Annotated in this window: 14 protein-coding genes; 3 read left to right on the forward strand and 11 right to left on the reverse strand. The window is 66.8% G+C overall.

Annotated elements, in window-relative coordinates; genetic code table 11:
• Positions 1 to 57: 57 nt before the first annotated feature.
• The 3 genes from aspS to DMP03_RS06460 form a co-directional block, all read right to left on the reverse strand.
• Positions 58 to 1,359, reverse strand: a complete 1,302-nt coding sequence (aspS, locus tag DMP03_RS06450; RefSeq protein WP_152119879.1) for an aspartate--tRNA(Asn) ligase — start codon at positions 1,357 to 1,359, stop codon at positions 58 to 60.
• A 44-nt stretch (positions 1,360 to 1,403) separates the two neighbouring features.
• Positions 1,404 to 1,634: a helix-turn-helix domain-containing protein gene (locus DMP03_RS06455; protein ID WP_172967093.1), complete on the reverse strand. Its 231-nt coding sequence runs from the start codon at positions 1,632 to 1,634 to the stop codon at positions 1,404 to 1,406.
• A gap of 653 nt (positions 1,635 to 2,287) precedes the next feature.
• Positions 2,288 to 3,031, reverse strand: coding sequence for a phosphoglycerol geranylgeranyltransferase (locus DMP03_RS06460; RefSeq protein ID WP_152119881.1), 744 nt, complete (start codon positions 3,029 to 3,031; stop codon positions 2,288 to 2,290).
• Positions 3,032 to 3,136: 105 nt separating this feature from the next.
• On the opposite strand from DMP03_RS06460, the gene DMP03_RS06465 reads away from it, so the two are divergent.
• The 3 genes from DMP03_RS06465 (at position 3,137) to DMP03_RS06475 (ending at position 6,258) form a co-directional block, all read left to right on the forward strand.
• Positions 3,137 to 3,664 (forward strand): DUF7097 family protein, encoded by a 528-nt coding sequence (locus DMP03_RS06465; protein ID WP_152120096.1) that lies wholly within the window; start codon positions 3,137 to 3,139, stop codon positions 3,662 to 3,664.
• Between the two features lie 77 nt (positions 3,665 to 3,741).
• Positions 3,742 to 4,290, forward strand: a complete 549-nt coding sequence (locus tag DMP03_RS06470; RefSeq protein ID WP_152119882.1) for a GMP synthase subunit A — start codon at positions 3,742 to 3,744, stop codon at positions 4,288 to 4,290.
• A 96-nt stretch (positions 4,291 to 4,386) separates the two neighbouring features.
• Complete coding sequence (locus tag DMP03_RS06475) at positions 4,387 to 6,258, forward strand: DUF2070 family protein (RefSeq protein WP_152119883.1); 1,872 nt, start codon at positions 4,387 to 4,389, stop codon at positions 6,256 to 6,258.
• Here DMP03_RS06475 and DMP03_RS06480 read toward each other — a convergent pair.
• The 8 genes from DMP03_RS06480 to truD form a co-directional block, all read right to left on the reverse strand.
• Complete coding sequence (locus DMP03_RS06480; protein ID WP_152119884.1) at positions 6,241 to 6,492, reverse strand: DUF3194 domain-containing protein; 252 nt, start codon at positions 6,490 to 6,492, stop codon at positions 6,241 to 6,243. The genes DMP03_RS06475 and DMP03_RS06480 overlap by 18 nt on opposite strands.
• Positions 6,492 to 6,878: a prefoldin subunit beta gene (locus DMP03_RS06485; protein WP_152119885.1), complete on the reverse strand. Its 387-nt coding sequence runs from the start codon at positions 6,876 to 6,878 to the stop codon at positions 6,492 to 6,494. Before DMP03_RS06485 ends, DMP03_RS06480 begins: the two co-directional genes overlap by 1 nt.
• 90 nt (positions 6,879 to 6,968) lie before the next feature.
• Positions 6,969 to 7,214 carry a KEOPS complex subunit Pcc1 gene (locus tag DMP03_RS06490; protein ID WP_152119886.1) on the reverse strand — a complete coding sequence of 82 codons (246 nt, stop codon included), beginning with the start codon at positions 7,212 to 7,214 and terminating at the stop codon, positions 6,969 to 6,971.
• Entirely contained in the window at positions 7,211 to 7,345 is a 135-nt protein-coding gene (locus DMP03_RS06495) for a DNA-directed RNA polymerase subunit P (RefSeq protein WP_075938073.1), read from the reverse strand. The genes DMP03_RS06490 and DMP03_RS06495 overlap by 4 nt, the downstream gene beginning before the upstream one ends.
• On the reverse strand, positions 7,346 to 7,615 hold the full coding sequence (locus DMP03_RS06500) for a 50S ribosomal protein L37ae (protein WP_152119887.1): 270 nt from the start codon (positions 7,613 to 7,615) through the stop codon (positions 7,346 to 7,348).
• Positions 7,616 to 7,660: 45 nt separating this feature from the next.
• Positions 7,661 to 8,383, reverse strand: a complete 723-nt coding sequence (locus DMP03_RS06505; RefSeq protein ID WP_152119888.1) for a DUF2103 domain-containing protein — start codon at positions 8,381 to 8,383, stop codon at positions 7,661 to 7,663.
• Positions 8,384 to 8,428: 45 nt separating this feature from the next.
• On the reverse strand, positions 8,429 to 9,145 hold the full coding sequence (locus DMP03_RS06510) for a class I SAM-dependent methyltransferase (protein WP_152119889.1): 717 nt from the start codon (positions 9,143 to 9,145) through the stop codon (positions 8,429 to 8,431).
• A 49-nt stretch (positions 9,146 to 9,194) separates the two neighbouring features.
• Complete coding sequence (truD, locus tag DMP03_RS06515; protein WP_152119890.1) at positions 9,195 to 10,520, reverse strand: tRNA pseudouridine(13) synthase TruD; 1,326 nt, start codon at positions 10,518 to 10,520, stop codon at positions 9,195 to 9,197.
• Positions 10,521 to 10,907: the final 387 nt, after the last annotated feature.

Below are 10,907 nucleotides of genomic sequence, written 5' to 3' on the forward strand. Positions count from 1 at the left end.
GATGCCTGTCCGTGCGAGGCTCACTTCGTTCGCCTCGCTGGCTCTCAGGTCTTCGTCCTACGGACTCAGACGTTGGCGATCGCGCGGGAACAACACCGCCTCGCGGATGTTGTCCAACCCGAGCATCGTCATGATGAGTCGCTCGCCGCCGATTGCCCAGCCGGCGTGTGGCGGCATGCCGTACTTGAACATCTTGGTGTAGTACTCGAACTCGTCGGGGTTGAGTCCCTGCTTTCTGAACCCTTCGACGAGGCGGTCGAAGCGGTGTTCGCGCTGCCCGCCGGAGACGAGTTCCATGCGCGGGTGCATCATGTCGAAGCCAGTCGAGAGCGTCTCGTCGTCGTCGTGGTCTTTGATGTAGAACGGCTTGATTTCCGAGGGCCAGTCGGTGATGAAGTAGTGTTCGCCGACGTCCTGTCCGAGCGCGTGCTCGCCCTCGGTCGGGAGGTCGTCGCCCCACACGAGCTGCTCGTCGAGCTCGCCCGTCGCGTTGATGCGCTCGATTGCCTCCTCGTAGGTGAGCCGCGGGAACGCCTCCTCGGGCACCTCGAAGTCGTCGATGCCGAGCGTCTCCAGCTCGTCCGTGCAGTTCTCGGCGACGGCCTCGTAGGCCGCTTTCGTGACGGCTTCACACACGTCCATCGCCTCGGTGTGGTCGAAGAAGGCCGACTCGAAGTCGATGGAGGTGGCCTCGTTGAGGTGACGCGGCGTGTTGTGCTCTTCGGCGCGGAAGATTGGACCGATCTCGAAGACGCGCTCCAGCCCGGAGCCGACCATCAGCTGTTTGAACAGCTGTGGCGACTGGTTCATGAACGCCTCCTCGCCGAAGTACGTGATCGGGAACAGCTCCGTACCGCCTTCCGTCCCGGTGGCGACGATCTTCGGCGTCGTGATCTCCGTCGAGCCGAACGAGCGGAACTCCTCGCGCACCGCACGCAACACCTCCGAGCGAATCTCGAAGATGGCCTTCGACTCGTCGCGGCGCACGTCGAGCGTGCGGTTGTCGAGGCGGGTTGGGAGTTCGGCGTCGACCTTGCCGGACGGGTCGAGCGGTAGCTGTGTCTCGGCCTCGGCGATGACCTCGATGTCGGTCGGGACAATTTCGACGCCCGTCGGCGCGCGCGGCTCCTCTTTCACGTCGCCGACGATTTTGACGACCGACTCGCGGGCCACGTCGAGTCCGGTCTCTACGAGTTCGTCGTCCATCTCGTCTTTCTCGAGCTTGACCTGAATCTTCCCGCTCGTGTCGCGTACGATGAGGAAGGCGATGCCGCCGAGGTCGCGCAGTTCGTGTACCCAGCCGGCGACGGTGACAGTGTCGCCCGGCGCCGCGTCCGCCGTGTACGTCCGTTCGTCCATACGACCATTTCCTGCGGTCGCGACTTAAGCCCCGTCTTTCCGGGTCACTCGTCGTCGAACGTCGCGTCCACGAGCCGGGTGTAGCCGCGCCGGAGCCGCTCGCTCACCGCCTGCCCGGAGATGCCGAGCTTCTCGGCCAGCGCGGCCGTCGTCGTCTCTCGCGGCACCGCGAAGTAGCCGTTCCGGTATGCCACCGCGAGCGCCTCCCGCTGTTCGGTCGTCAGTCCGGGGGTAGGCCCGTGTGGCTCCTCCGCGTAGATGCGACGCACCTCCACCTGCACGCCCGCGTCGACCAGCCTCTCGTGGAATCGCGAAGTAGCCCCGCTCTCTCGCCAACGTCACCACCGCCTGCTGTTCTGGCGTGAGCCCGCTGTCGCCTTCGGCGTCCGACCTGTACTCGCGAAGCAGCCGGACCGTCACGCCGGCGTCGGCGAGCCACTCCCTGTACGAGGTGAAGATCTCGGCGTCGGGAAATCGGGTCCGCGCGTGCCACCACCCCTCCGCGTACTGGACGTGAAGCCGCTGTGCGTCGATGTCGACGAGCTTTGGGTAGGTCGTGTGTGCCTCGTCGGTCACCACGTAGCGGTAGAGCCGGCGGCCGTTCTTCTCCGTGAGACACTGTACGTCACGGACCGTCGGGTCATTCTCGGTTCCCGCCTCAAACGCCGTCGCCCCGTCCGTTACCCACGAGAAGTGTGCCGGCCGAGAGGGGTCTACGCCGACCGTCCGTTCGAGCACCAGTCGAATCGATCCCCGTGAGAACGTCTCTGTGAGGGGCAGTGCATCGGATTGAATGGCGTACCGAGCAATCACGCTCACAAGATACCTGTCGATATTACCGAATATAACTTCTGGTACCGTTCTCAGCGGATGAAATAACGCGCGCGAGGAGAAACATCCGCCGTTTCGGCCGGAGATGAGTTGCCCGTCAGGCCGTGTTGTCCGGGGTGCGTTCTTTGGCCGCGGCCTTCGCACCGTCGACCGTCTCGGCCACTACGTCTGCTCCCTCGTCGTGGATGAGGTCGCCGACGACGACCGTGTCGGCGTGGTGTCGCATCCGGTAGGCGTCGTCGTACGTTCCGATGCCACCGCCGTAGAAGAGCGTCGCCTCGTCCAGCGCGTCGTGGGCCGCACCGACGACGTCGGTGTCGCCGAACATCCCCGAGTACTCCACGTAGACGATATCCTGTCCGAGCATTCGCTCTGCGACGGTCGCGTACGCGGCCACGTCGTCGGCGTCCAGCTCGCAGTTCGCCTCGGTGTACGTCGCCACGGAGGCGTCTGGATTCATGATGATGTAGGCTTCGTTGAACGTCCGGTCCCAGTCGATGTGCTCGTCCGATTTCACCCAGTTGAGATGTGCGCCGGTCGTCCAGAAGGTGTCGCCGGCATTGAGCACGACCGGAACGAGAAAGCCGTCGGGAATCGGCTCGTGGACGACTGCGTCGGCGTGTGACGGCTCAATGTAACAGGCGACATCGTGTTCGGCACACGCCGCCAGACACGGGCGGAGATACTCGCGCATCTTCTCTGCCGTGATGTCGAGCGTGCCGCCGATTTCGATGGCGTCGGTGCCGGTCGCACACACGTCCGTGAACGTCTCGTCGGCGTACAGCGTCTTGTCGGGGTCGAGTTTCACGATGTGGTCCCAGTCGGTCCACGGAGCGGTCATACTCCCCGAAACCCGGCGCGGAGAGAAAACCTCTTCGGATACCCATCAGTTCAGGCTCACGCGTCCGAACTGGTATAACCGTGTGGCACCGAAAACGCGGGTATGGTGCGACAGACGCCGGAGGGGACCTCCGTCGGCGTGGACGACCCCTACGCGTTCGTTGACCGGTGTGAGTATCTCACCGACGACGGCCGCTGTCGCTACGCCGTCGAGCACGGCCACAACGACCCCGGCTTCGCCCGCGAGCGCCGGCGAGACGACCTTCGATGTCCCGCCGCCGACCCCCACGGCGAGTGGGAGTGGAGCGACTGTCCGAAGTTCCGGTCGCGCACGCACGGGGACGAGTGTATCAGGTGTGGGCTCTCTGCCCACCGGCAGGCCCACGACGACAGCCGTCCCCTGCTCGAAGAACACCACCTCGAATACCCCGACGACGACCGCCGCGAGCTGAGCCACGAGATCACCGTCTCGCTGTGTCGGTGGTGTCACGCGAAGGTGCATCAGTCGTGGGCGCGCGTGGACGACGACGCCAGCCCCGACGCCGAGGCGCTCGCCGCCCGCGAGCAGCGCCGCAGCGACGAGCAGTCGGAGGCGGGTTTCGCGACCGCAGCCGACCGCTACGACGACGAGTAGTATGCACGGAGATGGGTACTGACGGCGACAGCCGTCGTATTCCGCAGATATTTCACCACGGATGTGCTACCCGGCCCATGACCCGCATCGTCGTCGTGGACAACCACGGCCAGTTCACTCACCTCGAACACCGGACGCTTCGCGATTTGGGCGTCGACGTCGAACTCGTCGACAACGAGACGCCACTCGCCGAGACCGACGCCGACGGCTACGTCCTCTCGGGCGGCCCATCGATGGACCGTGTCGGCCGCGCCCCGGAGTACATCGACGCCGACGTACCCGTCCTCGGCATCTGTCTCGGCCATCAACTCATCGCGACCGAACTCGGCGGCGAGGTCAAGTCCGGCGAGTACGGGGGGTACGCCGACGTAGACGTGGCAATCGACGACGACACGGACCCGCTCGTCGGCTCGCTCGCCCCGGAGACGCGGGTGTGGGCCAGCCACGCCGACGAGGTGACGAAGGTGCCCGAGGGGTTCGAGCGAACCGCCTCCAGCGACGTGTGCAGCGTCGAGGCGATGGGCGACACCGACCGCGACCTCTACGGCGTCCAGTGGCACCCCGAAGTGGCCCACACCGAGCGCGGCGAGGAACTGTTCGAGAACTTCATCGCCCGCTGTTCGTGAACGTCTGACGCCGGTCTAACGATTTGGGAGTGTGAACCCCTCACACCCCACCACACTGTCAGTAGCGTTATCTGGCCCGAGCGACAAGCCGCGCCAATGACGGCATCGCAGGGAGACCTCGCCTCGCTGTCGCGGTTCATCTTCCGCGCCCCGAGCTGGTACTCCAGTCTCGCGTTCGCGCTCGCCGTCGCGGCACTGGCCGGTATCGCGGCCTTCGACTCCCGGTTCGTCCTCGAAGACGCGTGGGAAGGAATCTTCTACATCGGGATTCCGACCGTCGTCGCCAGTGCCGTGACGCCATACGTCGACCGGATGCTCGGCGGCAACCTCACGCCGAACCGCGCCTCCCTGCTCGCTCTCGTCTGTGAACTGCTCCTCGTCGGCGCGCTCGTCGCGGCGAGCGTGCTCGCCGTGGTCGTGACCGGTCTCGGACAGGACTTCGTCTTCGACACGCTGTTGGCGGCACTCGCGGGGATCTTCGCGCTCCGGCTGCTCGTGGCGATGGCCATCTCCCACCGGTCACCGCTGCGCGCGAGTATCCCCGCCAGCATCCAGACCGTCACCGCCGCACTCTTGCTGTTCGTCTACACCGGTGCGGCCCGTTATCTGGAGGGCGGCTCGCTCACGGAGTCGTTCCTCTCGCCGGCCACGCGCGCCAGCGAGGCCCCGACCGAACTCCAGCTGCTCGCCGTCGTTCCGTCCGACTTCCTCCTGCTCGGCGGGATGTGCGTGCTCTATGCGACCGCGGTGACGCTGTTCGTCGCCGTCATCGACCGGCCGTGGAAGCAGTCGATGGGCATCTCCGTGTTGGATTTCCTCCGCGGCTTCATCGGCCACATCGCCGAGGGGACCCGCGAGCTGGAGACGTTCTTCGAACGCATCGGCGACGAGGCGGTCGTCCCCGTCACGGTCCTCTCGTTTCGCACCGACGAGGGGGAGAAGGCCCGGTTCGTCCTCCCGATGATACACCCGGGGCCGATGGGAGAAATCGGCGGCGGAAATCTCCCCGAGCGCGTCTCCCGACAGGCCGAGGGCCTCGCGTTTCCGCCACACGCCACCGCCGGCCACGACTTCAATCTCGTCACCTCCCGCGAGGTCGACACCTTGCTCGATGCGACCGACCGCGCGATGGAGCGGCTGGAGTATCACGACTGCGCGACCGAGAGCGTCCGCACGACCGAGGGCGAAGCGACGCTGCTCGCACAGGCGTTCGGCGACGACGCGTTCATGACCGCCACCTACGCGCCGGGGTTCGCCGACGACGTGGAGTACGCCGTCGGGCTCTCCGCACAGGCGGAGGCCCGACAGGGCGGACTGGAGGACATCATGCTCGCTGACGCCCACAACTGCAACAACGGTCTCGACGGCGACGACCTCGGCCACGTCGTCCCCGGGTCGAAGCGCTCGTTCGACATGATTGAGGGCGCACGCGCGTCCGGCGACCGACTGGCGGACGCGACCCGCTACCCGGTCAAGCTCGGTACGGCGTGGGACCGCACGCGGTGGGAGCCACTCGACGGTATCGGTCCCCTCGGCGTCCGCGTCGCCGTCACCGAGGTGAACGGACAGGTGACGGCGTACGTGCTCGTTGACGGGAACAACATGGAGCCGGGGCTGCGCGATTCAATCGTCGAGACGCTCGAAATGCACGTCGACTTCGCCGAGGTGATGACGACAGACACCCACATCGTCAACACGGTCGAGGCGTCGAATCAGGTGGGCGAGCGAATGGACGGCGACGAGCTTCGGCTGCTCGCCGTCGAACTGCTCGAAGAAGCGCGAGAAGACCTCGAACCCGTGGAGGCGGGGATGGCGACCGAGCGGGCCGAGGTGACAGTGTTCGGGAACGACCGAACGGAGTCGCTTGCTGCCCACGCGAACGCAATGGTCCAGATGGGCGGAGCGCTGGCGGCGACGTTCATCCTCGCCGTCACGCTCATCTCGGCCGTGTTATTCTTCGTGACCTGACTCGAACAGCTCGTCGACGGCGTCGCGTGCGGCGCGTGCCGCCCCGTCGGCGACCTCTGCCGCGTGCTCTTCGGCGTCGAGGTACACGTCCACGTCGAGCACGCCGTCCTCGAATGTGACAGTCACGTCGAGGTCGCGGACGTCACTCTGCGCGTAGCGTGAGAAAATGAGTCCCTCCGCGGCGTCGGAGGCAGTTTCGACGACCTGTTCGTCGGTCGGCTCGGCGTCGCCCATTACGCGCCGCCCGGACCCTGGGGACCCTGCGGGCCGCCACCGCCCTGCTGGAGCATGTTCTGCAGTTCGGACTGGAGACCGTTGAACTGGTCTTCGACGCGCTCTTCCTGCTTTTCGAGCGTCTCGACGCGGATTTCGAGCGAGTCGACCTTCTCTTCGAGCGCCTCGTAGGCGTCGTCGTAGTCGGTCTCGACGAGCAGTTCGCCGACCTCGCGGTACATCTCCAGCCCGTCGTCGAGGTCTTCGAGCGTCTCCAGTGCGGTCTTGGACTCCTGCAGCGAGGTCTGGGCCTGCTCCTTCTGTGCGGCGACCTGCTGGGCCGTGTCCTGAAGATCCTGTAGCTCCTCGATTTTCTCCTGTGCTTCCGGCGGAAGGTTGCCCTGCATATTTCCGGCGACGGGCTTGCTGCCCAAAAACCCCCGCTTTCCGTCTTCCTCCGTTCAGCCGCCGATTCGGCCGCCTGCTGGCGACTCGCGTCACACCTCGGCGACCGACTCCGCCACCTCGACCAGCGAGAACCACGTGTTCATCCCGGCCCGGAGCGCGGTGAGGTCGTCGGCCGTGACGCGCACCTCGATGGACGCCTCGGACCGTGTCAGCGTCGCGTGCGTGCGGTCGCCTTCGATGTCGTCGAGTTCCTGTTCGACGCTCGCCGCGACGAGCCGCGCGGCTGTCGAGTCAGCGTAGTCGAAAACGAGTGTCGCCGCGTGTGGCCGGCTCAATTGACCTGGACGGTCTTGATGTCGCGGCTGCGCTCTTTCAGCAGGACGCGGTGACCGCAGTACGGACAGCGCACGCCGCCGTACTCGTCGAGGCTCACGTCGCGCTTACAGCGGGAACACTTGTACGTCATTTACTCCTCGTCGCCGAGTGCAGCACGCAGCGACCGTCGCACGGTGCGACCGGCCGGGGTCTCCGGTTGGTAGGAGCCGCCGGCGAACTTGTGGCCGCAGGCACCACACTGCCAGATGCCCGTGCCCTTGCGGTCGACGCGGTCCTCACCGCAGGAGGGGCAACTGTGGTCTGCGTTCATGTCCTCCTCGATCTCCGCGACGCGGCGACGAGCGACACGGCCGTAGCGTGCGCCAAAGCGGCCGGCGCTCCCGGTGATACTGTTGCTCATGTCGTATCGAACTGGTGTCGCGGGCATAAACCCTGCGAGACGCCCTTACTCCTGAAGCTCGGTCTCGCGCAGCGCGTGGTTGAGGTCCTCGCGGATGCGCTCGCCCAACTCGCGGCTGTCGGCCGTCGTGACAACGCGATTCTCCTGTACGGAAGAGCCGTCACGAATCAACAGCCGGACGTTGCCGGTGTCGTCGGCGCGGGTCGCCTTCGCCCGCACCCCGGAGTTCGAGCCGGCACCGCCCGCGTCGATTGGCCCCGGGATAATCTTCTTCACGTGCGGGTGGTCACCGACGGTCTGGATGGCCTCCATACCGTCGCGCTCCCCGATGAGCGTCGTGTGGCTCCCGCCCAACTTCTCGCGTGGGGGCGTGTTCACGACCTCCAGTGCCGGCTCGCCCTGTCGGTCGAGCACGTGCGCGACGGGGTCCTCGTCGGGGACGCGATAGAGGGTGTAGTGCAGTTCCGCGCGCACGGCGTCGAGGACCTCACGGTCCCCGGCCGCGTACACCTCCTCGGGCCGCTTCCGGTGGACCTCGTCGGCGACTCTGCCGGCGAAGTTCCGGAGTTCCCGCGGCTCCTGCTCGGGGTCGTCCTCGGGGAGCGTCGTCACGGTGCGCTCTGCGACAATCTCCTCGTCGAGCAGGCAGGTGACGGTCGCGCGGTCGCGGTCACAGCCGATGACGACGGTGTCGACGTTCGGCGTGCGGCAGGTGAGACAGAAGTCACCGGGGCGTTCCAGCGCCGTGCCACACTGCCGACAGTCCATACGGAAGGGAGACGACGCCGGCGGATAAACCGCCCGGAGCCGCGCTCAAGACTTCCGTAGCTCGGCGACGTATCCGCCGCCCTCGTCTCGCGCAACCACCTCGTGGAGGTCCCACGGCGACGGCCCGAGGACCTCGCGCATCTCGTCGGGCGAGACCGTCAACAGGTCGAACCACGGAGTGGCGGTCGTCTCGTAACGACTCCGCACCCGGAGCGCGCCCGGCAGTCGCCCGCGCCGCCGGTTCAGGTCGTGGTACTCGCGGTGGACGGCGTCGTCGGTGGCGTGTGGGTCGCGCGTGTCGGCCAGTATCCGGGCGTCGTCGGTCGTCACCCGCGCCAGCGCGTCGAGCACCCGCGGCGCGCGCTCGCCCGTCCCGACCAGCCCGAACGTGTTGCCGAACATGACGACCGTGTCGAATTCGCCCTCTAACTGCGCGGCGTCGGTCACGTCCAACTCTCTCGCGTCGACGCCCCGGTCGCGACTCACCCCGAGGGCTCCCGGCGACACGTCGATACCGACGACCTCGGTGTCGAGTGCCAGAGCGACCCGGCCCGCGCCACAGCCGACGTCGAGGACGCGGCCCTCGGCGCGCTCGATGGCGGTCTGCTCGCGTGGACTCCACTCCTCGCGCACGGCGAAGTAGCGCTCCGCCGGCGGCGCGACCGACACCAGTCCGTCGTCGCGTTCAAGTATCTCGCGCCCGGCCTCGCCGTCCACGTGGTCGCGGAGCAGTTGGCCGTAGGCGTCGTGTTCGGGGTCCATGCGCCGTCTACCGGGAGCCGGCGAAAAAGTCTGCTGACGCCGTGCGGGACTATCCCAGACGGTCGGGCGCGACCTTCAGATACTCGCGCAACAGCGTCGTCGCGTAGCTCCCCTTCGGCAGCTGAAACTGGAAGGTCAGCGGCTCCGTCACCGTGAGGTCCGTCGTCACGAGCACGGCACGCCGGGTCCCCTCGGAGTGGAACTCTCCGGGCAGGTCGAAGTCAGACCGCTCGATGCTCTCTTCCGCGAGTATCTCGCGTTCGATGTCGCCCGGTTCGCCGTCCGCGAGATCGGTCTCCGTGCCGATGAGCGGCGCGGTGACGAACGCCCGCCCGCGCTCGACGTGGCGATTGACGGTCCTCACGCGGTCGCCGTCGACGTGCTGGAGTCGGTCCATGTCCGGCACGGGAAGCGGGGCGTCGCGGTCGGCGAAGGCGACCACGTCCCCCGCGACTGCCCCGTCGAAGGGTAGCCCCCGCTCTAATCGCGCCGAGACGATGCGATTGAACAGATACGACTGCGCCGCATGAACGAGCAGCTGCTGGAGATTCGACGGGAACCGTTCGAGTGCGGCCCGGAAATCCTCGGGCGTGTCCCCGCCGGTCTCCGCGAGCCCCTGTAACAGCGACCGCTCGTAGTGGAGTCGGCCGGGGAGCAGTTCCGTCAGCTCGCCCCAGTCGTCGCCCCATCGGTCGTCGACCGAACGCCGCGCTTTCGCGCTCGTCTCGGGGTCCGTTTCGCTCGTGAACGTGACGTACGTCCGGACGGCTTCCTCCCACTCGCCGCGGAGAATCGCGAGCCCGACCCGGTGGGTGACGGGGCGCGCGCTCCCGAACCGCTGTGGCCCGAAGTAGTTCGGGACGCCCACGCGTTCGTCGTCGCCGGCGAACGTCCGGAGTTCCGCGGTGATGTCGGCGGCGCGTTCGGGGTGGGTTGGCTCCGCGACCGAAATCTCGAACTCGTTGCCCGCGAGGTCGCCGAAGAGGACGGGCCGGCCCACCCGTCCGAGCGGCTCGATGTCAGCGCCGTCGAGTTCGGGGAGGTCGCGTTCGTCCTCCAGTCGGACGGAAAACAGCTGTGTCGTCACCGCGTACTTGTCCTTCGTGCCGGCCCACGAGACGCGCTCGCGGGAGACGCCGACTTTCGACGCCAGCGCGCCCGCGAAGGCGTTGGTGTCCCACTCGCGAAGGGTCGCCCGGAAGACGACGTGCGCGTACGAGCCGGGGTCGGCGTCGAGCGGCTCCGGCTCCACGGCTTCGAGCTCGCGCACCCGAAAGGCGTCGGCCGAGTCTCGGAGGTGGCCGCCGGTGCCGTCCGTGTCGCTGACGTACCACTCGACGCCCGTCGGACGCTCGTGGCGGTGGGCCTGTTTCACTTTCTCGGTGTTCGGGTGGTGGTGGTTTGGACGTGTCGCTTGCCCGATTCCGGATACGTCGGTAATTCTGGCTTGGAACCTCTGGTCGTCTCACTTGCTGACTGCTCTGAATACATCGGTAACGAGAACAGGCGGAAAGTCCCGGACGTATCGTTCGCTGATTTCGCTGTTGTGAACGGCTTGAAAGCCCCGGGCGTGTCGCGGTCTTTCCGTGACATCTCTCGTTCGCTTCGCTCACGTCGAGAGGGGCCACGGAACAGACCAAACACGCGCGACACGCCCGTCTGGGCACGACGCTGCGCGTCGTGCTGACCCTGAAGTCTGCCACGGCAGACTTCAGGACCCCTTTCTATCCACCCGAACCGCCCACGAGCCTCCCCAGCCGAT

It is taken from the genome of Halosegnis rubeus, assembly GCF_009184545.1.
In the GTDB taxonomy this organism is placed as follows: domain Archaea; phylum Halobacteriota; class Halobacteria; order Halobacteriales; family Haloarculaceae; genus Halosegnis; species Halosegnis rubeus.